Source organism: Companilactobacillus suantsaicola, from assembly GCF_004745525.1.
GTDB lineage: Bacteria > Bacillota > Bacilli > Lactobacillales > Lactobacillaceae > Companilactobacillus > Companilactobacillus suantsaicola.
This window is the reverse complement of record NZ_RKLY01000031.1, coordinates 1-23,691: the sequence shown is the minus strand read 5'-3', so window position 1 is coordinate 23,691 and position 23,691 is coordinate 1. Positions and strand designations below refer to the sequence as shown.

Here is a 23,691-nt window from a genome sequence, read left to right as displayed (position 1 = left end):
AAAATTAAAAAGGCCTCACATCGGGGCCTTTTTCTGAGGTGAAAATATGAAAGCAGCATTTATTAAGCAAACGGGTAGTTTTAAAGAGATTCAAGTTGGTGATCTGCCGATGCCAAAAACTAAAGCTGATGAAGTCTTAGTTAGGGTGATAGCTGTTTCGGTTAATTATGTCGATACCTTTGTTCGCGGTGGTGGGTTTAAAACGAAAATGAATTTCCCCTTCGTAATTGGTCGCGATGCTGTTGGGGAAGTGGCTGAGACCAACAATGGTTTCGTTAAAGGCCAATTAGTTTGGACCAATAGTATGGGATACGACGGTAGAACTGGGACGACTAGTGAATTTGTTGCCATACCAAAGGATAGACTCTTCATTGCACCTAAGGTAGATCCAATTAAACTAGTGGCCAGTGTTCATTCAAGTGCAACTGCTGCCATAATTTTAAAAGATATTTTAGAAATAAATAAAGGTAAGAAGATTCTAATTGAGGGTGGTGCCGGTCACGTAGGTCGTAAATTGGTTGAATTAGCAAATTTAGAAGGTCTAATAGTTTCAACGACTAGCAATCAAAAAGGATTTTGCCAAATTAAAACAATTGGGATCCAAGAATTGTTTTGACTATCATCAGCCGGTTGCAGAACTCTCTGATAAATTCGACTATATAATAGATACTTCTGGTAAAGTTTCTTTGCAAACTAATCTCGATAAATTGAATTTGTTCGGTCAAATTGTCTTAATTACTGCACCTAAGGAAAATAATTTCAATTTTAACGTTCGTCAAATGTATACGCAGAGTCAGTCGATCAAGGGTTTTGTCATCAGTCATGCCAGCTTGTCACAAATTCAGACTTCAGCCAAGTTGCTGAATCAATATTTTGCCCAGGGTAAACTTTTGGATGAGGAAATTTTGTCACTTCCCATCACGCAAGCTCAACATGCGCACGAACTGCTGGAACAACACATTAAAGCTAAATTAGTTTTGACCGTCGACTAAAGTGACTAATTGATTTAAATCACTAATTTCAAAAGTAGGCAGGTAGCCAGTGTCGTTATTGACTTTTTTAGGATTGAACCAGACACTATCTAAGTCCGCCTTGTTGGCTCCAGAAATATCAGCTGTAAGAGAGTCCCCAATTACTAGCATTTGTGATTTTGACCAATTCAAGTCATTGACAACGTATTTGAAGAAAGTTGGATCGGGCTTTTGGTAACCGATATCTTCAGATAAATAGAGTTTTTCAAAGTATTGCATCAAATGTGATTGGGTCAATTGATTGTATTGCTTGTCTTTAGTTCCATTGGAAACGGCAAAAATGCGGTGATTATGACTCAATTGTTCTAATGCACTTTGCGCATGTGGCATTAATACATCTTGCATTTTGAAAAGGTTTAAATAAGTGTGGTTGAACTTTTCACCGTCGACTTCACGATTAAAATGTTCAAAGTAAAGTTTGAATCTTTTAACTAATAGGTCAGAACGAGTTAGTTTCTTTTGTTCAAATTCTTCCCAAAGTTGGTCATTTAGCACATGCCAGTATTTAATTTGTTCCGGATCAAACGGAAAATCGATCAATGGTGACATTTTGTGGAGAGCTTTTTCCGCATTGGCTTTGGTATCAAGAATCGTATTGTCCAAATCAAATAATAAAATTGGGTATTTCATAATTTTCCTCCATTTATGGTTCTCATAACTTCTATTATACTGGATTGTTGAATCATGATAACATAAATGATTGTTAGGCATTAAAAAAACACGGATCAGTTAGCTTTGGGTTTAGCTTGCTGGTCCGTGTTTTTTGTTTTGAGGTATTGCTGGGTTGGTTCTGGATGGTGATGGAAAGATTCTATGCAGCGTGGCAGTTTTTCGTTCTATGCTGCATAGTGGAAACGCGTTGCGCAGGCCAGGACTTGGACATATAGCTACGCTTCAAGAATCATCCGCATAGTGCGCGGATAATTCTTGAAGCTAGGCTATCTGCCAAGCCCTAAGCGGGCCTGCTTCACGCTCTAACAGATTTGATCGCCCAACTTAACCATTTGTTCATGTTTTTCTTCATCTGTTAATGGTTTTACATCTCTCCAGTCAACAACTGAAAGGGCACCGTCTAGGATTCCTGAGTTATCTTTTAAAGCTAGGGCATTGTGCCAGATAGAAATATTTAGTCCATTTGTCATTAAATCAGCATCGTTAGGGGATGTCTTTAAATCATATCCAGCATTATTTTCTAAGGTTTCAGTATAATCAGGATCCTCTTCTTTTAAGATAACGATTTGGAATTTATCACCGATAGCACAGCTACCACCAAGACTAGAGTACTTATTAGAACCATCATCTGTTGTTAAGATCATTGGAAAACCATTAGGAATTCTTTCGTTTAAGTATGCTTGTGCTTCATCTTTAATATTAATTTTCATAAGTGTAAAACCTCGTTTTTTATATATTTTGTTAAATTATCTTGTGCTCAATCTTTATTACAAATACTAGTATACATGTTAATTCAATTATGTGCAAGTAAATTGTACACAATTTATTATTTAAAATTAAAAGATGTACTTAATGCACATCTTTTTTGTTAATTAGCAAATTTGGTCGCCAAGTTTAACCATCTTATCGTGACGTTCTTTTTCAGTTTCAGGTTTAACATTTCTCCAGTCGACAACTGAAAGGGCACCATCCAAGATACCTGAGTTGTCTTTAAGAGCTAAGGCATTGTGCCACAAGGAAATATTTAAACCAGCAGTAAAGAAGTCAGTGTATTGTTCAGCAGTACTCATTACGTAACCGGCATTGTTTTCGATGGGAACTGTGTACTTAGGATCGGCATCTTTTAGAATAACTAATTGGAATTTATCACCAATTGCGCAGCTTCCACCTAAACTTGAGTACTTGTTTGATCCGTCATCAGTAGTCAAAATAACTGTACTTCCTGCAGGGATTTTGTCTGCCAAATATTTTAGTGCATCATCTTTAAAATTAATTTTCATAATTGAGATCCTTTCCATTACAAAATCAATTGTGCAATTGCTATTTGTACACAACTCTTAATACAGTTACTAATTTACTGCATAAAAGTCTTGCTTGCAAATATCTTGCTCATGCAAAAAATATAAAAAACTAATAATACTTTGTAAGTATTGGAATAAGGGTTATTTTTCCGCAATAAATTTTTTCGAAATAGACAAAACCGTTAGACCAAATAATAACAATGTAATCAAAAATAGTACATTTTCACTGACATCACCTGTACCGAAAATTCCTAAGGTGTTCCAGAGTAATGGAGCAAAGAAAGCACTAATGATGGTGGCAATCGTTAAGTAACTACTTAATGTGTTAATTTGTTCTTGTTTTAAGCCTTGATTGCTAGTGAAGACTAAAAATGGACCGGTATAAGAGTAAATAAAGTTAAAGAAGACGGCACTGACAATGGCAACCGTTGTGTTGTTAGTTAGCCACAATAGTAGTAAAGATATTGCTGCTCCGCAGTAGCCGAGAGTTAAAGTGTAACGGTGAATTTTCTTGTGAACAAAGCCAAATGATAATCCAGCTAACAAGCCACCGAGATTCATTGCTGAAAGGGTCCAATTGATAATTTGAGAATCACCTAGTTTTTTGAAAGTAAAGTAACTTGGTAATTTCAATTGCACGCCCCAGATCAAAAGATAGGTGACGAACATGATTAAAATTAAACGCCATTTAGTTTTTGGCAAAGTAGCTTTTGATTCTTTTGCTTCAACTTTGACATTTGGTACAAAGAAGAAAATTAATAAAGCGACTACTAGTAATAGCAAATGTAGAAAGAATACCTGATGCCAAGAAATCCCAATTAAAATACCAGCCAAAGCTAATAAGATCGAATTCCCTAAAGCAGTCAAGCCAGTTTGATAGCCTAAGAGCCGAGCTCTTAATTCACCAGAATAAGAATGGGCAATCAGACTGATAGCGTGTGGTGAAAATAAACCGACACCTAATCCTAAGAGAATCCGACTGACAAAAATTGCCCAAAAGTTATTAATGAATGCTGGAATTAATCCGGTCAAAGCACTGAAAATTAGTCCCGTGACCACGACAGCTTTAATGGAAAACTTTTCAGTTAATTTAGGATTTAAAAGTAGTGTCACCAAGGCACTCAAATTAGCAACCGTAACTGACCATTCAATCAAAGTTGTTGGGATGGTTGGAAATGATTGCTTGAGCTGAGGGATAACACCAGTGATAATGGTGGTGATATTCGTGACAGTTGACAAACTCAAAATGCTGATAGTAGTTTTTAAATTTTGTTTCATAATGGGCCTCGAAAGTCTTTAATAAGACTTACCCTATCATCTATTAAAGTCTGTTTGAGGACATTTCTACAAGCAAAAGAGGACAATTCTCACAGACGTTTAGTCAATACATAGCAAGTTAGTGGAGAATCATCTTCTAATTTGAGATCATTTTGAGCAAAAATTTTGAAACCACGGTGTAAGTAAAATTGATAGTTACAATTGGAATCCGTCAGAACATAGGTTGGCCCATGCAAATATTTTTCGGCTGTATTAATCAAGGTAGTCCCGATTCCTCGGCCAGTAATGGTTGGATCCACCGCAAAAAAAGTTATTTCGCGAGATTTTTCTGGAAGTTGAGATAACATATCTTGATTGATGGCGTTGTATTTTTTAGTTAAACCCGTCCAGTCTAGTTTTTCAATTGTCGAATCGAGTAGTTTCACTAAAAGCTTGTCGCCGACATTTAGTTGAACTTTCCTTTGTCCATCTAAACGAGCAAAAATAAAACCAACTAAACGGTTGTCCATGTAGGCACCGATAGCCAAAGTAGATTTTGCTAATTCAGATAGGGCGACGTATCTACTGTACATTTTTAAAGCTAGCTTGTTTTCGGTATATTGGTCAAATCCCATTCCGAGACTGGCAAATTCACTGACTTTGTCTAGATCTTTTTTAACAAGTTCTTTGATGACAATTTCGGACATTTATTTCTCCTTATAATGAAAAGCTTGTTCTACTCTCTAACTGAAACGAGTTACACAAGAGCAACTCCCTCCGAGATAACAAAATTTCAGGAATCACTCGCAAAGTGCGACGAGCAATTCCTGAAATTACGTTATCCTCCGGGAGCTGAGCGCTCTTGCTCCACTCTCTGTTATTTATTACTATATTTAAATTCTTGATCGACTGCTTGTTGAGCGGCAAGGTTTAAGTAGTTGAATGGTTCATCAAAATTAGGTGAGAACAGCATGTCGACGTAAGCTAAATCATCAATCGTATTTTTATTTTGAATGATAACTGAAATTGTATTAGCTGACTGAGAAACTTCGTGGGGACTCATTAATTGAGCGCCTAAGACACGACGAGTTTTGCGGTCATAAATTAGTTCGATATCAATTGTGGCATTAGTTGGCATAAAAGCGGGACGGTAAATGCCGTTGAAAAAGACGCTTTGAACATCAAAACCGGCAGCCTTGGCAGCTTCAATTGTCAATCCAGTACAAGCGACCGTTTGGTCGAATAAAAGCATGGCGGTTGTTGCCTGTGTTCCCATGGATTTGAGTTGGCGTTTGAAGAGGTTAGTTCCGGCAATGTTTCCTTGTCTAATTGCATGTGATGCTAATGGGATGTAGCGTGAAGATAAAGTCGGATTGTAGTGTACTTCCGTTACGTCACCAGCAGCAAAAATATCAGGATCAGAAGTTTCCATGTATTCGTTAGTGAGAATAGCACCGTTTTTAGCCATCTTGACTTGGCCTTTTAAGATATCTGACTGTGGTAAAACACCAGGATTAATTGCTACCATATCGACAGTGAAAGTTTGATTATTAGTTTTGACGAGAACTCGATTGTCTTCAGTATTTTCAAATCGCGTGACAGTTGTTTCAGTTAAAACCTTGATATCGTTTTGTTCCAGAAGAGTCTTCACGTTTTCCGCCATAACTGGGTCCATGTATTCGTTGAGTAAGTGTGTGTGCTTGTGAATCAAAATTACTTCGTGACCAGATTTAACGTAGCCTTCAGCTAATTCAACTCCAGCATAACCGCCACCGATAATCGCAATAGTGTGGCATTTTTTTGCCGCTTCGCCGAGTTGTCTAGCTTGGTCACAAGTTTTACAGAGCATGACTTTAGGATTTTCAATTCCTTGGATGACGGGGATTGAAGTCCGTGAACCAGTAGTCATGATCAGCTTGTCATAAGTGTCATTGACAAATTTTTTAGTTTTTAAATTTTGAGCGAGTATCGTCTGCTTCTTGGAATCAATTGTAATAACATCATGTTCCATGCGCATGTTGACACCTCGTTTGGTAAATTCATCGGGATCAGCGTACATTGCATCTTCTAAATTTTTGACCGTTCCACTGATGTGGAGGTAAGTTGCACAAGACAAATAAGAGATGCTTGCGTGTCGTTCGTAAACGGTGATTTCTGCATCAGGATAATATTTCAAACACTGTTTCATAGCTGAGATTCCGGCGTGGGTACATCCAATAATAGCGACTTTCATTAAAACGATTCACACTTTTCTAATTATATTAAATATAATTTTTATAATATTTTCTATCTAATTTAGAGTATACTAAAGTTAAGATGATTTGTTAAAAATGTAAGCGTAATAAATCAAATTTAAAAAAAGAAGGCATTTAATGGAAAATATTTATCGGTATTTTGTACAGCCACAGATTGATATGCACACGCAGACCATAATGGGCTATGAACTTTTAATTAAGAAATGGACTCCCGAAGGTTGGAGACTTCCCGAATCATTCGTTGATATTGACGTTGGTATCGTTTCTAAGTTGCTAGTTGCCAGTACACGAATTTTAGGATTAAAGGTTCAATATTGTTCAGTTAATGTTAACCGTGAGCAACTGTTGGATACGCAAATGACTGATGCTATTATTCAGAGCCAAATGCAACTTTTCCCAACTAAGTTGGTAGTTGAATTAACTGAAGATAAGGGACCTAAGGAATATCCTGACAGTCGGTTGATCCCACAATTAAGAAGATTTATGGAACATGGTATGCAAATTTCACTCGACGACGTTGATACAGGCGTCAATAACTTCGATCACGTCAAGAATTTGTTGCCATTAGCTTCAGAACTAAAATTTGCCCTTCAAAACTTTCGTTCTAATATTGAAGATCCAAACTTACGTGAGAAATTGATGAAGTGGAAACATCTCGCCGACAGATTTGGACAACGGTTAGTTCTTGAAGGAATCGAAGACAACCAAGACGATTTGATGAGTGATAGTTTAGGAATTAACTTCCGTCAAGGCTATTACTATGGAAAACCAGAACTATTGCCATTGCCAGGTGATGCTACATTGTTATCTGCATAAATTGAAATAGAACATAAAATAACCCTACAGTAATCACCTTTGATTGCCATAGGGTTATTTTAATGCTCGAAAATGTTCCATTGAAAACTATCTAATTCTAGTCATAGGAACAATATGGTGCTCAGAAACCCGGTAATAAGTCTTTTTAGCAAATTCCTTTTGACCACCTAGTGAACAAGTTGTTCCTTGCAATAAATCGTGTGGTAACTTTTCGCCCTTTAGGTTATAGGTCGTAGCGTTAGGAACGGTTACTTCGATTGAATATTTACCGTTGCTAGATGTCACAATATCGTTAGTGCCAGTAACATCTGGAGAACCATCAGTAACTATTTTAACGTCTCTTGCTTTAACTAATTTATCTTTACCGACTAAGAAGTAGAGATTTTGTTCCTGAATACTCTTAACGGTACATGTCTTGGTTGAAGCAGCTTGAACAGGTGTTGTTGCGATGACTGGTGCAGCACCAATTGTAAATAAAGAAGTTAATAATAAGCATTTGTTTAATAGTTTCATGATCTAATCTCCTAAAAGATACCTATTTAGATTTCTTTCATTGATAACTAGTTTATTGATATCCTGTTATCAAAAATTATAATAATACCCTCCGTCTAAAAAAGCTTGTTCAACGTGTTGCCATTGCGTATACTTTCGTGCCAAAAGTGGGTGAATACTCATTTAATTTAAAAATATTATCTAATTTTTCGCCAGAGTTGGCATTACGTCAAGGTTTTATTGACAACAAAAATCGTAATGTTACCCTTTACATGTACGAAGGGGGAAATCGAGATGGCAGAATTAGAACCAGCAGAAAGCTTAATGGAAGCAATTCATACAGCAAGTTTAGATCAAGAAGTTCAAAAGAACTCCGAATTGATGGGCCTCTTAGTTAAGAGTGCAAAGCAATTAAAGAAAACTGACAATTATCATCAAGTTGCCGCAAATTTGAACAAATCATTGCAATATTGGGGAATGGGTCACACAGATGGTCCTAAAGCAATTGATGTTTTGTATCAAGCAACTATCAATGACACACATGGTCGTGCATATCAAAAGTTGCCAACTGGAATGGAATAACAAAAAGAGCAGGGAAGATGTCCTTGCTCTTTTTTGTGTTGGGGTGGTTTGAGGCGTCTTCCACAACAGCCCTGGGAGATGTTCAGTTGTGCGCACATTTTCCAGCGTTTCCCAGAGCTGTTACTCCAGACTAGATTCGAATCTATGCTGTTATTTCAGTAAATTCTGAGTGGGATATAAGTTCTATTAAAAAGATATATATATTACTAATTTATAGTTTGGATATAATAAAATTATTTGAATTTTAATTAGTGAAATTTCGTAAAACAATAGAAGACATTACTAGAAATGCAGTAAAATGCGGCAAATTAGTGATGTCTTCTTTTTTTCATTATTTATCCTTCTCGTATTCTGAATGGGAAAAGTAATTCAACTATAAAAATGCCAAGCATCATATATGAATAGAATTGATATTCCTAAATGAATGGAAAGTAAATAAAATATAAAAGTGAAATTCAGTCCGGAATAGCAAAGCCGATTTGGCTCAGCCGCCAAATTCTTGTTAGTGCTTTAGCACTTACAAGAAGGCCAATCTTTGAGATTTTTCCGAACTTGAAGAAGCTCAAAGTTGTGCCGGCAGCGTTCCAGCCAAAATCGGCTTTGCTATGGAGGACGGCATACTTCACTATCCCCATAAAAAATAAATTTAATTTTCGTTTATTTTTTGTGGAAAAATTATGCCAAAAAGACAATAATGAAAAAGTATTTTAGTATGTATCGAATGGTTGTGAGGATAAAATGATTAATCGATTACTAAATTTCTCGGCTCAGGTCAGAAATACTAAATTGGCCAGTGCTGTGCGAAATACTTTTACCTTGTTATTTCCCATTATGTTGCTAGGTGGTTTTGCGGAAACTATAAAATTTGTTTTTTTGAATAAGAATGGCTACATGTCACAAATGTTTGGCATCTATCAATGGTTTCCCTATGACAAGGAAATCGGTTGGGTGATGGGGGTTATTTTTCACTGTACGATCGATATGATTGCCTTGTATGCGGCTTTTGGAATTGCTTATTACACGGCTAAGGAATATCAAAAAGAAGGAGCAATTGCCGGAGTTGTCGGTTTATTGGCGTATTTGATTGTTTCTTTTCAGCCGCTAGGTGGTGGTATTCCTAATTTCAGTCATTTTTTAATGTCGGAAGGAATGCTATTTGCATTAGTGGTCGGTTATTTTAGTAGCCGTTTAACAATTTCTTTTGAAGATTCGCAAATCGATGATCATTTGAAAATTATCTTGCCAATTTTTATTGTGATGTTGCTAGCGGCTTTGCTTAATTTAGCAAGTTTAAGTTTATTAAGATTAGAAATTCCTACTTACGTTGCCAGTTTTGTCGTAAAGCATACTCAATTTAACGCTTTATTATATGTCTTAGGAATGGGTGTCTTAACTAATATTTTGTCCTGGATGGCTGTTGGCGGACCATTTTCTGGGAGTCCCACTTTTACCGATACGGCGTCAATGGGGAACATGAATGCGGCTTTAAAAACCGGTAATTCTTGGAACGTCCCTTATAAATATACTGATACGACTTTGTTTCATAGTTTTGCTAACTTTGGTGGCAGTGGGGTAATGATTGCCTTGATTATTGCCATTTTGATTTTTTCCAAGAAGAAGCGAACTCGAGATGTTTCTCATTGGTCAATTTTTCCAGCGATTTTTAATAATCATTATGCGATGATGCTGGGAATTCCCGTGCTATTCAATCCTGTTTTTCTTGTACCATTTATTATTGTGCCATTATTTAATATGATAGTTGCCGCAATCTTTATTAGTCTGCACTGGATTCCGATAGCTGCGTATCCTGTTCCTCTGGGGACACCGGGGCCGTTGATCGCTTTTATTGGGACAAATGGTAATTGGCTAACGTTAATTTTAGGTGCTTTTTTGTTGGTGATCGACGTCTTAGTTTACTGGCCATTCGTTAAATTATCCGATCGAATTAGTCAAAAAGCGGGTGAGATAAATGAAAATTAAAGTTTGGCTTAGCAGTGCTTTAGGAGTAGTTGTGGCGGTAGTTTTGATTTTTGTTTCACTCGGTTGGTCGCACCAAAATGTCAATGATCTTTCAAAATTACGTAATTCTAAATTGTCGCCAGTAATCATGATTCCAGGAAGTTCCGCGACTGAGAATCGATTTGACACCTTAGTTAAGAAGCTGAATAAAAATAATCGTAATCCACACAGCTTGATTAAGATTCAAGTCAGTACTGAAGGTAAGCTGCATTTCACCGGCCAGTTGAAAAAAGGTGACACTGAGCCAGTTTTTGTGGTTGGATTTGCTAATAATCATGATGGCTACGACAATATTAAGAAGCAAGCAAAATGGTTCAACCTGGCTTTTAAGGCTATCACGAAACAGTATAACTTTAATAATTTTAAGGCCATTGGTCATTCAAATGGTGGTTTGATCTATACAGCTTTTCTGGAAAATTATTATTCGCAGTATGCCGATCAAATCACAATCAAGCAATTAATGACTATTGGCTCACCGTATAATTTTAATGAAAAGTCGGTCCAACATAAGACACAGATGTTGTCTGATTTTATTCAAAATCGCAGTAAGATTCCTAAAAATTTAAGTGTCTATTTTGTAGCCGGAACCGAAACGTACAATTCGGATGGGTTAGTTCCATTGGGAAGTGTGATGGCTGGTAAGTATATTTATCAAGGTCAGGTTAAACACTTTACGACGATTTCTGTTTCTGGTTCAGATGCGCAACACTCAGATTTACCGCAAAATGATCAGATTATCGATTTGATTAATCGTTATATTTTGGATCCTAAGAAGTTGCCGCAAAATCAACAAGGAGCAATTTCAATGGACGGTCAATAAAAAAGCATTTCTATGTAGAATTGATTGCATAGAAGTGCTTTTTTTGCTAGTTAATTAGTATTATGATGTATTCTATTGCACGAAAAGAGAGGTTCAAAAGATGCGTTGGATACCGGCATTGTTTATTTTGCTTTTAGCTTTTGTTAGTGGGTTAGATATTGTAATTAATTTTAAAAAGTTGACTCAACCACGTTTTGTCATGTTGGCTTGGTTATATTTGGTCTGTCTGTTAGCAATTTTATTTATGCCAATTTCTTCAGATGGTGTTACAGTACAAATCATGCCACCTGGGATTGGACGAGTAAATCTTCGACAGTTGCAAGTCAATGATTTACAATTTTACGAAAATATTTTGATGACTGTACCATTGGGAGTATTGATCAAAAAATATTTACCAAAAATTCCGTTGACGCTGGTGGCAATTTTAGGCATATTCTTTGGAACAAGTTTTGAGACGATTCAATACATTTTGTCACACGTCTTCTTCATTAATCGGACTAGTGATATCAACGACGTTCTTTCTAATGCTTTAGGGGTTGTCGTTGGAGCTGTGTTGATGTTGATATATCGACAAATAAAAAAAGGTGAGTAGGGGGTAACTCAGTGAGTTGGATAATAGTTTTAATTCTGGGGGCACTTTTAGCAGGATTTGTGCAAGGGGTGACCGGCTTTGGTTCGGGAATCGTCATGATGGTCTTTCTGCCCAGTCTTTTACCAATAAATCAAAGTGCGGGAGTTTCGACGCTAACGATGTTGATTGCCACAATTATGTTAGCTTGGCGATATCGCAAGGCGTTAACTCCTAAGAAATTAGTAGTTCCATTTGCAATTTATATTGTCGTAGCGGTATCTTCGCTACTTATTAGTGGAAATTTAGCCAGCAATCATTTGAAAATTTTGTTAGGGCTCTTATTGATAATATTGTCACTGTATTATTCGATCATGAGCTGGAAATCCGTTACCGTAAAGGCAATTCCGTTTATCGTTATGGTGGTTTTTGCCGTCATATCAGGCTTTTTCAACGGGTTATTTGGTATTGGTGGACCTTTAATGGCACTTTATTTCTTGACTATTTCAGAATCGAAGGAGAATTACTTAGCAAATTTACAAACTTTTTTCCTATTAGATACGTTTGTGATGACAACTTTGAGATTTAGTTCTGGTATTTTGACGTTAGATAATTTGAAATTTGTCATCGTTGGTATCATTGGAGCATTACTAGGAACGATTTTGGCAAACCGATTAGTTGGACATTTGAATGTGCGAATCATGAAAATGATAATTTATCTTTTTATTGGATTTAGTGGTTGTTATTATTTGTTGACGTCAATTTAAAAATGGTGTGCTGTATTTTTATAAAAAAAGGGAGCAATAGTATTAAAGTCGTTGACTGCAATACTGTTGCTCCCTCTTTTTTGAGGATTATTCAATTAGAATGTCAAATATGTTTTTGACTGCTTGTAGTGCCTGTCGTTTTGCGGAATTATTTATTTTGCCGACAATTTTTCCATGTCGCCCTTGAAAGTCATATCCTAATAAATTACCAAGGATAGCATATCCGTGAATTGATTGATCTTCAATTTTGATTTTTAGACCAGAAGGAAAATTTCTGGGAACTTTTGAAGAGGTTATCGGAAATCCAACTATCATTCCTGTATTTTCATTATAAATTTTACCGCTGATTACAAGCATTGGTCGACGAAAATTTTGATCATTGTGACCACCATATTCTTTGCCTGCATGCGGTTCTGCGTCTATCCAGATTATATCTCCTTGATTAGGGAAAGAACTTTTACCATACATTTTCTTTACCTACTAGATTACCGTTGTCCTTAATATTCATTTCTCGCATGGCTTCTCTGAAATTAAAATCTGTATCAAATAGATTTTTATTTTTGTTAGGTTTATAAACAATCGTTCCGTCAGATTTTAATACTGGTTTATAAATTGCATCTGGAACAACTCCAAAAGATGCAGGTACAGTTAGGGTGATTGAATTTCCTTGTTTTCTAGCTTTTACATTTGATGCAGTAGGTGTTTTTTCCAATTACATTCACTCCAATCCGATTATTCCACGTAATTATATATGTAATTACGTAAGTCGGTCAAATTTTTTGGTGTATAAAGTAAATTACGTTTTTTTCTAAATTAGAATGTTGAATTTAAAAAAATTATGGAAAGAACCTATTTGAAAATTTTACGTACTTTACAAAAGTTCAAAGTAGCATCAGCGGTGTTTCAGCTCATTACGGAGATTATGTTGAAGATGCTTATAATCTTCACTAATAACGTTTTTAGCTTGCGTCCTATAAAAATAGTCCGTATAATGCATCTTAACTATGTTTAAGAAATGAGGATTATATATTTGATTACTGTTAGTAACGTTAGTTTGCACTTTGCCGATCGTAAGTTATTTGAGGATGTAAATATCAAGTTTGCCCCAGGCAACTGTTATGGCTTGATTGGCGCAAATGGTGCCGGTAAATCAACTTTTCTAAAAGTGTTGTCGGGTGAAATTGCGCCTTCAACTGGTTCGGTTAAGTTAGGACCTAATGAACGTTTGGCAACTTTGAAACAAAACCATTTCGATTATGATGAATACACAGTTATGGAAACTGTTTTGATGGGCCACACTGATTTGTATGAAATCATGCAAGAAAAAGATGCTATTTATACGAAGCCTGACTTCAGTGAAGAAGACGGGATGAGAGCAGCTGACCTTGAAGCCAAATTTGGAGAAATGGGTGGCTGGGAAGCTGAAGGTGAAGCGTCACAAATGCTACAAGGGTTAAATATCTCTGAAAGCCTCCATCAAGAAAAAATGGCTAATCTAACTGCTGGTCAGAAAATTAAAGTTTTATTAGCACAATCACTTTTTGGCCAACCAGATGTTTTGCTTCTCGATGAGCCAACTAATGGACTCGACGTTAATTCAATCGACTGGTTAGAGGAATTCTTGATCAATTTTGAAAATACGGTTATTGTCGTATCCCATGACCGTTACTTCCTTAATAAAGTTTGTACCTACATGGCCGATCTCGATTACAGCAAGATTCAACTTTATGCTGGTAACTACGATTTCTGGCAACAATCTTCACAATTAGCTCAACAGATGAAACAAGATCAAAATGCTAAAAAAGAAGAAAAGATCAAGGAATTACAAGACTTTATCGCCCGTTTCTCGGCCAACGCTTCTAAGTCTAAGCAAGCTACTTCACGTAAAAAGATGCTTGATAAGATTACCTTAGACGATATCCAACCAAGTTCGCGTCGTTATCCATTTATCAAATTCGTTCCTAATCGTGAAATTGGTAATGATTTACTACAAGTCAAAGATTTGACAATTTCAATCGATGGCAAGATCGTATTAAAGAATGCTAATTTCATTTTGAATAAAGATGATAAAGTAGCCTTCCTAGCCAAAAATGATATGGTCACTACCGCACTTTTCAAAGTTTTAACCGGCGAATTACAACCAGATTCTGGGACGGTAACTTGGGGTGTAACTACTAGCCAAGCCTACCTACCAAAAGATTTCAATGCGATGTTTGACGAAGAAGCGCCGATTATTGATTGGTTACGTCAATTTGCCGAAAAAGGTGAAGATGACGATACTTTCTTGCGTGGATTCTTGGGAAGAATGCTTTTCTCAGGGGATGACGTAACGAAGATGGTCAACGTTTTATCCGGTGGGGAAAAAGTTCGAGTAATGTTGTCTAAGATGATGTTGTTAAAAGCCAACGTCTTGTTACTAGACGACCCAACCAATCACTTAGATTTGGAATCGATCACTGCCTTAAATGATAGTTTGATTGACTATAAGGGTTCAGTTATCTTTGCTTCACACGATCACCAATTTATTCAAACAATTGCCAACCGTTTGATTTACTTAACAGAAAATGGTGTAGTCGATCGTGCTGACACAACATATGACGAGTTTAGAAGTAATGAACAAGTAGAAGCTCAAATTTCAGAGCTTGATAAATAAAAGAACAGGAGTCAAGATTGTGATTTAACAATCTTGACTCCTGTTTTATTATTTAAATTAAACGGATTTCTTACGGAAACTGTATACAGCTAAGCAAAGGAAAATTAGAACGTAAACTATATAGCCAATTGAAATTTGCGTCATGGTTAAATGGGTGAGTTGATGATAACTGCTAGATTGAATTTGTACGCCTAAATTCATCATATTTAAAGGATTCCATTTTAACCATTCAAACTTAGCAATCGCAGCAAATAATAATTGATTGAAAACATTCAAAACGAAATAACCAATGATACCAATGGTTAGAGCAAGATTAGAACTGTTAACTAGCGTTCCTAATAAAATTACAAGACTTATTAAGAATAATAAAGTTAAAAAATCATTGAGGTTAGTGAATAAGAAATCCTTCCAAATCTTTTCAGTCAAATCAACTTTATTAGCAAAAATGAATTTGAAAATCACACTAATGACTGAACTGCAGATGACGGTTGAAACAATGAACAATACTAGGGTAATGATTTTACTGAGGATAACTTGTACGTAAGAGAACTTGCGATAAAGTAGGGAACGTAAGGTACCAAATTGACGTTCTTTGGTGATCAGCATGCTACAAATAGCAATCATGAAAAAGAGTATTGGTGCACTAGCAAAATAATTGCTAGTAAAAGCATCTTTTGGTGAATAAAATTTTGGATATTTCATTGAAATAACAGCAAAAAATAATTGGAAAGCAAATAATACGATTAAAAACAATTGAGTACTACGTTGTTTAAAAAGTTTATAAAATTCTTGTCTAATTAAGGTTATCATTTTGAGCTCCTTGTCCATCTAAAACTTGTAAGAGTGATTCTTCCAGATCGCCATCTTGCTGTTTAATGTCAAGAATGGTGATATTAGCAGATAACAATAGTTGTAATAAATTATTAATTGAAAAATTATCGGTGATGGGGATCTTTAAAGCAGCTTGTTGTTCAACTTGATAATTATTTCTTAATAACAGATCTGCAGTTAATTGATTATTGTCAGTTTCAATCAGATAAAATTTCTTATTGGCTGCTAAAAGATTTTCCATCGTTGTTGCTGTGACAATCTCACCGTGATTAATTACCACCACATCGTCGGCGATACGTTGCAACTCACTGAGGATGTGACTGGAGATTAAAAAGGTGACACCATTATTTTTTTCACTAACGATTAAATCACGCAATTCCTTAGTGGCTTTAGGATCAAGACCGTTCATCGGTTCATCTAAGATAACCAATTGGGGGTCATTTAAAAGTGCCAAACCGACACCAAGTTTTTGTTTCATACCCAATGAGTAACTCTTAGTTTTTTGGTTAGCAAAACGCTCCATGTGTAGCTTTTGGATAATGTTGTTAACCTTTTCCTCACGATTTTTACCAGTTGCAAATAATCGCAATTGTTCACGACCAGTCAAATATGGATAGAGCCCTGGATATTCAATCAAGGCACCGACTGATTCGAGTGGTCGATGTTGATTGATTGAAACCTCTTGGTTAGCGATGGTGATTTTTCCATCAAAGGTCAGAATCCCCAAAATAGCTTTCATGATAGTAGTTTTACCGGCCCCGTTAGCTCCAATTAAACCAACGATATGACCTTTTTGCATTGAAAAATTAATATTCTTCAGAACGTTTTTATGGCCAAATGATTTATGTAAATTTGAAATTTCGAGAAAATTAGTCTCCAAATGTATCTCCCCTTTATCGTATGTCTGTATCAGTACACTAATACAGTAAAACATTACATATGAAAAAGCAAGACCGTTTTGGTATTTTTTTACCGTGTCACAAAAAAACTCGATTCCATTGTGAAATCGAGATTACTGAATTTTAAAACGAAAAACTTGTCAGAAAAAAGCCTAGAGGTCATACTAATATAAAGCCTTATAGCTACAAAGGAGAGATAATTATGTTTGCTAGTTTAGTAAATGAAAGTAAGCAACTGTATAAAAATGTAAAAGTCGGATTCTCATGGACAGAGATGATCTTTGGATTTTGGACACCAGTTTTTCGAGGGGATTTCAAATGGGCCTCGGTATTAGTACTTTTAGAGATTCTCTTTGGTTCATTCACTTGGGGTGGGGGAGCCTTTTTAGTGACGTTTGTTTTCGCCTTTTTCTACAATCGATTTTACGTCAAAGATATGGTTGCGCAGGGATATAAACCGGCTGATGAAACTTCAGCTAATATTTTAAAAACATACCGTTACATTTAAATTAAAAAGGTTCATGAAATGATCACTTCTTTTTAAGTTTGTTTAAATAAAATTTCGTTAAGCTATAACTAAGCAAATGAAGAAAGGAGTGATGTGATATGCGTTTTATTCCCTTATTAATAATTTTAACTATTTCGAGTTGTTTCGGATTGTACATTCTTAGTTCGGTAACGGAGTTTGAGAAGCGTCATTTCGAATTCGTTAGTTTAGTCTATCTGACTTTTCTAGGGATGATTCTATTCACCCCGCTTTCCTTTGATGGAACCGCAGTTTATATGATGCAAGCAGGATTTGGTCGAGTTAATCTGCATCAGCTGAATATTTTAGAACTAGGATTCTTTGAAAATATTGTTTTGACAATTCCATTAGGATTCTTGATTAAAAAATACTTTAATAATCTCTCAATTGCTTCGACCGCCTTTTTTGGATTCTTTATCGGAGGGGCAATTGAAACGACCCAGTATGTTTTGTCACACATCTTCTTAATCAATCGAACTAGTGACATTAACGATGTGATTGCCAATGCTTTAGGAATCGTTATTGGAGACATTTTGATGGTAGTCTACAGTTACTTGAGTCATAGAAGTGTAGTTGAGAGCAAATAAAAAAAGTTCAAGGTAATCAGAGTGATTACTTTGAACTTTTTATTCTTGTCTTAATTAGCATAATTATTGATCTTAATACCGAGCTTTTTGCTTCTAGCAACATTGACAGTTTCCACACGGCTAGCTTTGAAGTATTGATTCTTACCAATCTTCCACCAAGTCTTGTTGTTTATTTTCTTTGATTCAGCTTTCCAATGGCGGATACCTTTTTTGTTATTGATGGAGACTTTCTTTTTAGTTGCGACCATCTTTTTGTTCTTCAACTTGTAAACACGATACTTGTTGGAATTGCTTGTCTCGGATGCAGAAATAACGATTGTTTCTGGATTCTTTGGATTGAAATTATCATTAGACTTAGCTACAGCAACGTTAGAACTCAGTGATAGTACTAAAGCCAAACTAGTTAACGCAGCGATAAATAGTTTTTTCATCGAAAATATCCCCTTACATTATTAAAATAATAGTACTTAAAGCCACTCTATCATAATTTTTCTTCAGCATCAAAAGAGATTACATTTCAATCGACCTAACCAATTTTTATTTCGTATGCTAGAATTAATGGTATTGGGGGCGCTTACAAATGACAGACGAAGAAATAAAAAAAGCAATTTTAGAATTTAGAGAGGGAGCTAAGAAGAACGACGATCAACGTGATGCTGGTTTACCTACAGAAGTTGAGGGTGTAAAACGTTTTAATGATATTCCTTATGGAGATGATCCTAAGTGGAATCTGCTCGATGTTTATCTACCGGAAGAAGTTTCAGGTCCAATTCCAACTATTATTAATATCCATGGTGGTGGTTGGTGCTACGGTACTAAAGAAACGTATCAATTTTACGGTCTAAACTGGGCTCAACGTGGATTTGCCTTTGTGAATGCTAATTATCGACTCGCACCGGATGTAACTTTTCCAAGTGAGTTAGATGATGTCAACCGTTACATGCACTGGGTTGAAGATCACGCAGAAGAGTATCACTTTGATACTAATAACGTCTTTATCGTCGGAGATAGTGCTGGTGGTCAAATGGCTGAACAGTACGTGACGATTTTGAAGAATCCTGAATATCGGGCATTGTTTGGTTATAAAGTTCCTGATATGACCTTTAGAGCCGTAGCTTTGAATAGTTCAGCCAATTTCATGTTGGATCCAGGCACGATTAAAAATGTCATCAACGGTTACTTTACACAAGATACACTCGAGAATCACCGTGAAATGCTAGATACTGAAAAGTATATTCAAAGTAACTTCTTACCAACTTATATTTGTACTGCAACTGAAGATTTCATTAGAAATAATTCAATCAAATTTGATGGCTTTCTAACTGCTAAGAATGTGTCACACGTATGTAAAATGTATGGGGATGAAAAGAACCCTCGCGGACACGTCTTTTTGATTAATCAAAAGGATGATTTGGCACGACTCGCCAATGACGATGAGATGAACTTCTTTAAAAAATATATCAAATAAAAAAACCGCTATTTAGCGGTTTTTTTAGTGGTTACTCATCTTCATCTCGTGAACTGAAGCAGCATAATTCTCTAAAATAGAAGTGTAACCAGTCATAAATGATTCAGCAACACTTTCAGCTGTATCATCACGATTAATTTCGACTATCACTTCAAATTGATGCCTAGGGTCCGACATTGTGACGAGTATGAAGTCGACCACAGCTTCAGGATCACGAGAAAATTCAACATTTAAATCTTGAAATTTATCTTGCTTGAGAATTTCCATCAAAAAATGTTCTTTAAGGGCGTCATAAAGCTCAGGATTATTGATATCTGGGTCTAAAACAGCATTTTGACGGAACTTTGATTCATTTTTGTAGAGCGATTCAAAGTGGTTAACAAAATAATCAAAACAGTCGGTTGCATTTAGTTTAAGCATTGGCACAACGATCAACTCCTTAATTAATTTGGTAGTGAAACCATATATATAAGTATATCAAAGCTTGTAACCGTTTCCAAACTTATGCTATTTAGTAGTTGAAATTATAAATTTATAAATTGTCAAACGATTTTGCTAAATATATTTATCAATCCTTGCCGTTATGTCAACTATAAGTTTAAAATTATTGATATAATTTTTGTATGAAGTGAAATGGGGGTTAACGGGATGATTGAAATTGAGGATTTATCGAAAAATTATGGTAAAAAAACTGCTTTGAAGAATTTAACTTTGACGATTGAACCAGGTCAAATCTTTGGCTTTCTAGGCCATAATGGGGCAGGAAAGTCGACTACTTTAAAAAGTTTGGTCAGTATCATTGAACCAACTAGTGGCAAAATTGTTGTCGATGGTTTGGAATTAAAAGCTAATCGTCAAGCAATTAAGGAAAAAATAACCTATGTTCCAGACACGCCAGATATTTTTCTTCAATTGACAGCCATGGAATACTGGGACCTCTTGGCAGCGGCGTATAATTTGTCAGACATTAGTGAAAGACGCTTAAAGTTAGTGACGTTGTTTGGTATGGAAGAACGAGTTGATGAAACTTTGAGCAGTTTTTCTCACGGTATGCGTCAAAAAGCTATTTTGATTGGGGCTTTATTGTCAGATCCCGATATTTGGATTTTAGATGAACCCATGCAAGGTTTGGACCCTCAAGCAGCTTATGACTTAAAGCAAATGATGAAAAAACACGCTCAAAAAGGTAAAACAGTAATTTTTTCAACTCACAATCTTGATACGGCACAACAATTGTGTGATCAATTAGCGATTCTGAAGCAAGGTGAATTGATTTATAACGGCTCAGTTCAAAACTTACTGAATCAACATGAAAATGAGTCGCTAGAAGAAATTTATTTAGGGATCGCAGGAAGAATTGACGACCAAGAGATGGTCGATGATATTGAAGGTGAAAGCCATGTTTAATCGACAGTTCAAAGCTTTAATGGCCGTAAATTTACGACTCCTGAATCCACAAATGACAAGTAAATATCGAAAAAAGGGCTTAGTTGGCACCAAAATGACTAAAAAGCTCCTCTTGCAATTTGTCTTCAATTTATTGATTTTTGGAGTGATATACGGCTTCTCAATGTTTACGATCGACTACAGCAAAATGCCAGGAATGTTCACTTCCTATATTTTAATGTTTTTGATTTTGGGAATCTCACAAAGTATGTTCGGTATTTACAATGTTTTCTTTGCCGGTAAGGATTTAAATAGTTATGCACCATTGCCATTCAAACAATCAGAGATTTTCATCAGTAAAATAGTCACAGTAGTGCTAAATATCGTGCCATTCACCATACCGCTTGTGACAATTTTGTTTCTAACCGGAATGAGAAATGGTGTCACGCTACCAGTTAATCTAGTAGTTTCTTTGATTTCTTATTTATTAGTTTTGACAATTGTCTTATTAATTTGTGCCATTATCGTTTTAAAATTGACCCAAATAAAAACAGTTCAAAAGCATCCCAGTATGACGATGAACGCGCTGATGATGATTTCCCTAGCGGCAGCGATGTTTGGGATTTTAAGCACTAATCAGGCAAGCAATGCTAGTGGGGATTTCATCAAGATTAAGTTCTTGTTGCCACTGTTTTATTTGAGTAGGGACCCATTTTCAAGCGGTGGCTTAATTACTTTATTAACCTTATTTGTAATATTAATTGGTTTGATCTTTGGCGTGAAAGCTTTTGTATTACCACATTTGATGGACCAAGTAACCCAAGTTAGTGCTAGTTTTCAACGTAATACTTCCCGCAGAAAACATCATGAATCTCACAGTATCGTTAAAATACTCAATTTATACAATCGTCAACTACTCCACGAACCAAATTTACTGTTACAAGTATTAGTGAATTCGGTCATGGTACCTTTGATCTTCGTCATCTCCTTTGGCTTCGCAAGAATTCCGGCTGATCTTCCTTTGAAGTGGGTGGGAGTATTCTTTGTCGGTGGAATTGCCTTAGCCTTTTTTAACACGAATCAAGGAACGTTGATTGCTAATTTGATTGCTTTGGATCGAGAAAACTTTGATTTCGTGAAGTCGTTGCCGATCTCGATGAAAAAATACTTACGACAGAAGTTTCTATTAGGTTTTGTTTTTCAAAATGTAATCAATCTAGTTTTAGTAGTAGTTATCGCAATTGTTACCAAAATGAGTTTTGTAATGCTTATTTCGACTATTTTGGGTAGTTTTTTAGGAACTTATTTAGTCGGTCAATATTACTTTGCCCGCGATTTTCGTTTGCGAATTACTAATTGGACTAGCATTACCGAGTTATTCAATCGTGGCGGTGGCAATTTCGAGATGGTAGGAATCATGTTTATCATCATTATTGTCAGTGTCATTGCTCTAGTAGCCTATAGTATGGCAATTTTTAAGGCAAGTAATCCAATGATTATTAATAGTTTAGTTGCCATTTTGATTTTAATAGTCTCATTTGCAGTACACTTACATTACCAAAAGTATTTTTGGAAAAAGTTTAATTAGGTGTAGCTGATGAAAAAAGTGATAGTTATTGGTAGTCCAGGTGCAGGTAAAAGTACCTTTGCCCGTAAATTACAAAAGAAAACTGGTTTGCCGTTGTTTTATTTAGACATGATTTGGCATCAACCAGACCAGACGACAATTGATAAAGATGAATTTGATAAGAAATTACAAGAAATTCTCCAAAAAAATAACTGGATTATTGATGGTAACTATAATCGGACGATTCCTTTACGCTTGAAATCTTGTGATACGGTATTTTTACTCGATTATCCAGTTGAAATCTGTTTGCAGGGTGCAAAGGATCGAATAGGTACAAGTCGACCTGATTTACCATGGCAAGAAACAGAGTTTGATCCCGAATTTAAACAATTCATTCTCGACTTTTCTAAGAATCAATTGCCAAACATTTACCGCGTTTTAGAAGAATTTGGTAAAGATAAAAAAATTATTGTTTTTAAATCACGTGCAGAGGCTAATGATTATCTAATTAAATTAGAAAGATAATAATTATTTTGCTATAATTTATATCCATAGGAGTTGATTTTATGGATATTTGGGAAAAACTATATAATAAAGCACAACCACTATATAAGCCGGCCGAATTAAATGATTTTATTTATGCCAACAATGTAGTCTGTGCCTTGGAAACCAAATCAGGCAAAATTTACACAGGTGTCTGTGTGGAAGGTTTGTGTGGGGTCTTGAATCTCTGTGCTGAACGTGTAGCTTTGTTGAACATGTTACAAGACAGTGGCGAGATGGAAGTTAAACGCATTATTGCTTTTCGAGATACGCCGCCTTCAGGTTTAGACGGGATGCCTTGTGGTAGTTGTCGTGAAGCCTTGATGCAGTTTTCAGTTAATAATAAAGATACTGAAATTATGGTCGATTACGAAAATCGTAAGACAGTAAAGTTAGGTGACATCTATCCTCAATGGTGGGGTACGATGAAATCAGAGCGGGACATAACATGATCAGCTTTCGAGCATTAAGGCAAATAGCACCGGGTAATCGCTCTTTGATTACCCGGTGCTATTTGTTTTAAGAAGAAATTGCGTAAGCAGTAAATAACCGACCGTATTGATTTTCTGATTTCTTTCAGAACGCAAAAACACCCGACTTTCTTTCCAGAAAGTCGAGTGCTTTTTCTTCTATAATTGTTGGTTTAGGCTT

27 protein-coding genes and 1 pseudogene are annotated in these 23,691 nt (G+C 35.9%); 15 read left to right on the top strand and 13 right to left on the bottom strand.

The features are described 5' to 3' along the window. The first annotated feature begins 46 nt into the window (after positions 1–46). Positions 47–992 (top strand): annotated as a pseudogene (locus tag EGT49_RS12835) (quinone oxidoreductase family protein). Here the strand turns inward: EGT49_RS12835 and EGT49_RS10305 are convergent. From EGT49_RS10305 to EGT49_RS10280, 6 genes are all read right to left on the bottom strand, one after another. Continuing rightward, positions 972–1,661 carry a YjjG family noncanonical pyrimidine nucleotidase gene (locus tag EGT49_RS10305; RefSeq protein WP_167849831.1) on the bottom strand — a complete coding sequence of 230 codons (690 nt, stop codon included), beginning with the start codon at positions 1,659–1,661 and terminating at the stop codon, positions 972–974. The pseudogene EGT49_RS12835 and the gene EGT49_RS10305 sit on opposite strands and share 21 nt — an antisense overlap. Before the next feature lie 344 nt (positions 1,662–2,005). Next, on the bottom strand, positions 2,006–2,413 hold the full coding sequence (locus tag EGT49_RS10300) for an iron-sulfur cluster biosynthesis family protein (protein ID WP_135374041.1): 408 nt from the start codon (positions 2,411–2,413) through the stop codon (positions 2,006–2,008). A gap of 162 nt (positions 2,414–2,575) precedes the next feature. Beyond that, complete coding sequence (locus EGT49_RS10295) at positions 2,576–2,983, bottom strand: iron-sulfur cluster biosynthesis family protein (protein WP_135374039.1); 408 nt, start codon at positions 2,981–2,983, stop codon at positions 2,576–2,578. Between the two features lie 162 nt (positions 2,984–3,145). After that, positions 3,146–4,282 (bottom strand): MFS transporter, encoded by a 1,137-nt coding sequence (locus EGT49_RS10290; RefSeq protein WP_135374037.1) that lies wholly within the window; start codon positions 4,280–4,282, stop codon positions 3,146–3,148. A gap of 89 nt (positions 4,283–4,371) precedes the next feature. After that, positions 4,372–4,968 carry a GNAT family N-acetyltransferase gene (locus EGT49_RS10285; RefSeq protein WP_135374035.1) on the bottom strand — a complete coding sequence of 199 codons (597 nt, stop codon included), beginning with the start codon at positions 4,966–4,968 and terminating at the stop codon, positions 4,372–4,374. A 170-nt stretch (positions 4,969–5,138) separates the two neighbouring features. Further along, positions 5,139–6,494, bottom strand: a complete 1,356-nt coding sequence (locus EGT49_RS10280) for an FAD-dependent oxidoreductase (RefSeq protein WP_135374033.1) — start codon at positions 6,492–6,494, stop codon at positions 5,139–5,141. 139 nt (positions 6,495–6,633) lie between these two features. On the opposite strand from EGT49_RS10280, the gene EGT49_RS10275 reads away from it, so the two are divergent. Beyond that, on the top strand, positions 6,634–7,332 hold the full coding sequence (locus EGT49_RS10275) for an EAL domain-containing protein (RefSeq protein WP_135374031.1): 699 nt from the start codon (positions 6,634–6,636) through the stop codon (positions 7,330–7,332). Positions 7,333–7,419: 87 nt separating this feature from the next. On the opposite strand, the gene EGT49_RS10270 is transcribed toward EGT49_RS10275, so the two are convergent. Then, complete coding sequence (locus tag EGT49_RS10270) at positions 7,420–7,845, bottom strand: SLAP domain-containing protein (protein WP_135374029.1); 426 nt, start codon at positions 7,843–7,845, stop codon at positions 7,420–7,422. A gap of 273 nt (positions 7,846–8,118) precedes the next feature. On the opposite strand from EGT49_RS10270, the gene EGT49_RS10265 reads away from it, so the two are divergent. The 5 genes from EGT49_RS10265 to EGT49_RS10245 all read left to right on the top strand — a co-directional run bounded on the left by EGT49_RS10265 (position 8,119) and on the right by EGT49_RS10245 (position 12,580). Beyond that, on the top strand, positions 8,119–8,406 hold the full coding sequence (locus EGT49_RS10265; RefSeq protein WP_167849830.1) for a bacteriocin immunity family protein: 288 nt from the start codon (positions 8,119–8,121) through the stop codon (positions 8,404–8,406). Between the two features lie 738 nt (positions 8,407–9,144). Beyond that, positions 9,145–10,386 (top strand): PTS transporter subunit EIIC, encoded by a 1,242-nt coding sequence (locus EGT49_RS10260; protein WP_246013837.1) that lies wholly within the window; start codon positions 9,145–9,147, stop codon positions 10,384–10,386. Beyond that, entirely contained in the window at positions 10,376–11,245 is an 870-nt protein-coding gene (locus EGT49_RS10255) for an alpha/beta hydrolase (RefSeq protein WP_135374025.1), read from the top strand. The genes EGT49_RS10260 and EGT49_RS10255 overlap by 11 nt, the downstream gene beginning before the upstream one ends. A gap of 100 nt (positions 11,246–11,345) precedes the next feature. Continuing rightward, a complete protein-coding gene (locus EGT49_RS10250; RefSeq protein WP_135374023.1) occupies positions 11,346–11,837 on the top strand; it encodes a VanZ family protein in 492 nt (163 codons plus the stop codon). 11 nt (positions 11,838–11,848) lie between these two features. Further along, complete coding sequence (locus EGT49_RS10245) at positions 11,849–12,580, top strand: sulfite exporter TauE/SafE family protein (RefSeq protein ID WP_135374021.1); 732 nt, start codon at positions 11,849–11,851, stop codon at positions 12,578–12,580. Positions 12,581–12,667: 87 nt separating this feature from the next. Here the strand turns inward: EGT49_RS10245 and EGT49_RS10240 are convergent, their stop codons facing one another. Next, the gene (locus tag EGT49_RS10240; protein WP_135374019.1) at positions 12,668–13,048 is read right to left on the bottom strand and encodes a type II toxin-antitoxin system PemK/MazF family toxin; all 381 of its coding nucleotides are present in this window, start codon (positions 13,046–13,048) and stop codon (positions 12,668–12,670) included. Continuing rightward, positions 13,038–13,292 carry an AbrB/MazE/SpoVT family DNA-binding domain-containing protein gene (locus tag EGT49_RS10235; RefSeq protein ID WP_135374017.1) on the bottom strand — a complete coding sequence of 85 codons (255 nt, stop codon included), beginning with the start codon at positions 13,290–13,292 and terminating at the stop codon, positions 13,038–13,040. Before EGT49_RS10235 ends, EGT49_RS10240 begins: the two co-directional genes overlap by 11 nt. 318 nt (positions 13,293–13,610) lie before the next feature. Here EGT49_RS10235 and EGT49_RS10230 point away from each other — a divergent pair, with 318 nt between their 5' ends. Beyond that, on the top strand, positions 13,611–15,233 hold the full coding sequence (locus EGT49_RS10230) for an ABC-F family ATP-binding cassette domain-containing protein (protein ID WP_135374015.1): 1,623 nt from the start codon (positions 13,611–13,613) through the stop codon (positions 15,231–15,233). A gap of 57 nt (positions 15,234–15,290) precedes the next feature. On the opposite strand, the gene EGT49_RS10225 is transcribed toward EGT49_RS10230, so the two are convergent. Both EGT49_RS10225 and EGT49_RS10220 read right to left on the bottom strand, forming a co-directional pair. Then, the gene (locus EGT49_RS10225) at positions 15,291–16,043 is read right to left on the bottom strand and encodes an ABC transporter permease (RefSeq protein ID WP_167849829.1); all 753 of its coding nucleotides are present in this window, start codon (positions 16,041–16,043) and stop codon (positions 15,291–15,293) included. Then, entirely contained in the window at positions 16,027–16,944 is a 918-nt protein-coding gene (locus EGT49_RS10220) for an ABC transporter ATP-binding protein (protein ID WP_246013836.1), read from the bottom strand. Before EGT49_RS10220 ends, EGT49_RS10225 begins: the two co-directional genes overlap by 17 nt. A gap of 221 nt (positions 16,945–17,165) precedes the next feature. Here EGT49_RS10220 and EGT49_RS10215 point away from each other — a divergent pair, with 221 nt between their 5' ends. Together EGT49_RS10215 and EGT49_RS10210 are read left to right on the top strand one after the other, a co-directional pair. Then, the gene (locus EGT49_RS10215) at positions 17,166–17,471 is read left to right on the top strand and encodes a DUF2628 domain-containing protein (protein WP_135374009.1); all 306 of its coding nucleotides are present in this window, start codon (positions 17,166–17,168) and stop codon (positions 17,469–17,471) included. Between the two features lie 98 nt (positions 17,472–17,569). After that, positions 17,570–18,076, top strand: a complete 507-nt coding sequence (locus EGT49_RS10210) for a VanZ family protein (RefSeq protein ID WP_135374007.1) — start codon at positions 17,570–17,572, stop codon at positions 18,074–18,076. Positions 18,077–18,126: 50 nt separating this feature from the next. Here the strand turns inward: EGT49_RS10210 and EGT49_RS10205 are convergent, their stop codons facing one another. After that, positions 18,127–18,507, bottom strand: coding sequence for a hypothetical protein (locus tag EGT49_RS10205; protein WP_135374005.1), 381 nt, complete (start codon positions 18,505–18,507; stop codon positions 18,127–18,129). 149 nt (positions 18,508–18,656) lie between these two features. Between EGT49_RS10205 and EGT49_RS10200 the strand changes: the two genes are divergently transcribed. Next, positions 18,657–19,544: an alpha/beta hydrolase gene (locus EGT49_RS10200; RefSeq protein ID WP_135374003.1), complete on the top strand. Its 888-nt coding sequence runs from the start codon at positions 18,657–18,659 to the stop codon at positions 19,542–19,544. Positions 19,545–19,568: 24 nt separating this feature from the next. Here the strand turns inward: EGT49_RS10200 and EGT49_RS10195 are convergent, their stop codons facing one another. After that, the gene (locus EGT49_RS10195) at positions 19,569–19,964 is read right to left on the bottom strand and encodes a hypothetical protein (protein WP_135374001.1); all 396 of its coding nucleotides are present in this window, start codon (positions 19,962–19,964) and stop codon (positions 19,569–19,571) included. A 228-nt stretch (positions 19,965–20,192) separates the two neighbouring features. On the opposite strand from EGT49_RS10195, the gene EGT49_RS10190 reads away from it, so the two are divergent. From EGT49_RS10190 to EGT49_RS10175, 4 genes are read left to right on the top strand one after another with little or no spacing between them, the layout of a single operon-like run. Next, positions 20,193–20,951: an ABC transporter ATP-binding protein gene (locus EGT49_RS10190; RefSeq protein WP_135373999.1), complete on the top strand. Its 759-nt coding sequence runs from the start codon at positions 20,193–20,195 to the stop codon at positions 20,949–20,951. Beyond that, positions 20,923–22,518, top strand: coding sequence for an ABC transporter permease (locus EGT49_RS10185; protein WP_167849828.1), 1,596 nt, complete (start codon positions 20,923–20,925; stop codon positions 22,516–22,518). The genes EGT49_RS10190 and EGT49_RS10185 overlap by 29 nt, the downstream gene beginning before the upstream one ends. A gap of 9 nt (positions 22,519–22,527) precedes the next feature. Further along, the gene (locus tag EGT49_RS10180; protein WP_135373995.1) at positions 22,528–23,022 is read left to right on the top strand and encodes a P-loop NTPase family protein; all 495 of its coding nucleotides are present in this window, start codon (positions 22,528–22,530) and stop codon (positions 23,020–23,022) included. A gap of 41 nt (positions 23,023–23,063) precedes the next feature. After that, positions 23,064–23,492, top strand: coding sequence for a cytidine deaminase family protein (locus EGT49_RS10175; RefSeq protein ID WP_135373993.1), 429 nt, complete (start codon positions 23,064–23,066; stop codon positions 23,490–23,492). Positions 23,493–23,691: the final 199 nt, after the last annotated feature.

What these genes read in the sequence shown, in the direction of transcription:
- EGT49_RS10180 (WP_135373995.1), top strand. Translation starts at nt 22,528, where the DNA reads ATGAAAAAAGTGATAGTTATTGGTAGTCCAGGTGCAGGTAAAAGTACC.
- EGT49_RS10205 (WP_135374005.1), bottom strand. Translation starts at nt 18,507, where the DNA reads ATGAAAAAACTATTTATCGCTGCGTTAACTAGTTTGGCTTTAGTACTA.
- EGT49_RS10260 (WP_246013837.1), top strand. Translation starts at nt 9,145, where the DNA reads ATGATTAATCGATTACTAAATTTCTCGGCTCAGGTCAGAAATACTAAA.
- EGT49_RS10215 (WP_135374009.1), top strand. Translation starts at nt 17,166, where the DNA reads ATGTTTGCTAGTTTAGTAAATGAAAGTAAGCAACTGTATAAAAATGTA.
- EGT49_RS10265 (WP_167849830.1), top strand. Translation starts at nt 8,119, where the DNA reads ATGGCAGAATTAGAACCAGCAGAAAGCTTAATGGAAGCAATTCATACA.
- EGT49_RS10275 (WP_135374031.1), top strand. Translation starts at nt 6,634, where the DNA reads ATGGAAAATATTTATCGGTATTTTGTACAGCCACAGATTGATATGCAC.
- EGT49_RS10210 (WP_135374007.1), top strand. Translation starts at nt 17,570, where the DNA reads ATGCGTTTTATTCCCTTATTAATAATTTTAACTATTTCGAGTTGTTTC.
- EGT49_RS10200 (WP_135374003.1), top strand. Translation starts at nt 18,657, where the DNA reads ATGACAGACGAAGAAATAAAAAAAGCAATTTTAGAATTTAGAGAGGGA.
- EGT49_RS10285 (WP_135374035.1), bottom strand. Translation starts at nt 4,968, where the DNA reads ATGTCCGAAATTGTCATCAAAGAACTTGTTAAAAAAGATCTAGACAAA.
- EGT49_RS10270 (WP_135374029.1), bottom strand. Translation starts at nt 7,845, where the DNA reads ATGAAACTATTAAACAAATGCTTATTATTAACTTCTTTATTTACAATT.
- EGT49_RS10295 (WP_135374039.1), bottom strand. Translation starts at nt 2,983, where the DNA reads ATGAAAATTAATTTTAAAGATGATGCACTAAAATATTTGGCAGACAAA.
- EGT49_RS10305 (WP_167849831.1), bottom strand. Translation starts at nt 1,661, where the DNA reads ATGAAATACCCAATTTTATTATTTGATTTGGACAATACGATTCTTGAT.
- EGT49_RS10175 (WP_135373993.1), top strand. Translation starts at nt 23,064, where the DNA reads ATGGATATTTGGGAAAAACTATATAATAAAGCACAACCACTATATAAG.
- EGT49_RS10195 (WP_135374001.1), bottom strand. Translation starts at nt 19,964, where the DNA reads ATGCTTAAACTAAATGCAACCGACTGTTTTGATTATTTTGTTAACCAC.
- EGT49_RS10280 (WP_135374033.1), bottom strand. Translation starts at nt 6,494, where the DNA reads ATGAAAGTCGCTATTATTGGATGTACCCACGCCGGAATCTCAGCTATG.
- EGT49_RS10190 (WP_135373999.1), top strand. Translation starts at nt 20,193, where the DNA reads ATGATTGAAATTGAGGATTTATCGAAAAATTATGGTAAAAAAACTGCT.
- EGT49_RS10185 (WP_167849828.1), top strand. Translation starts at nt 20,923, where the DNA reads ATGATATTGAAGGTGAAAGCCATGTTTAATCGACAGTTCAAAGCTTTA.
- EGT49_RS10255 (WP_135374025.1), top strand. Translation starts at nt 10,376, where the DNA reads ATGAAAATTAAAGTTTGGCTTAGCAGTGCTTTAGGAGTAGTTGTGGCG.
- EGT49_RS10300 (WP_135374041.1), bottom strand. Translation starts at nt 2,413, where the DNA reads ATGAAAATTAATATTAAAGATGAAGCACAAGCATACTTAAACGAAAGA.
- EGT49_RS10250 (WP_135374023.1), top strand. Translation starts at nt 11,346, where the DNA reads ATGCGTTGGATACCGGCATTGTTTATTTTGCTTTTAGCTTTTGTTAGT.
- EGT49_RS10225 (WP_167849829.1), bottom strand. Translation starts at nt 16,043, where the DNA reads ATGATAACCTTAATTAGACAAGAATTTTATAAACTTTTTAAACAACGT.
- EGT49_RS10240 (WP_135374019.1), bottom strand. Translation starts at nt 13,048, where the DNA reads ATGTATGGTAAAAGTTCTTTCCCTAATCAAGGAGATATAATCTGGATA.
- EGT49_RS10290 (WP_135374037.1), bottom strand. Translation starts at nt 4,282, where the DNA reads ATGAAACAAAATTTAAAAACTACTATCAGCATTTTGAGTTTGTCAACT.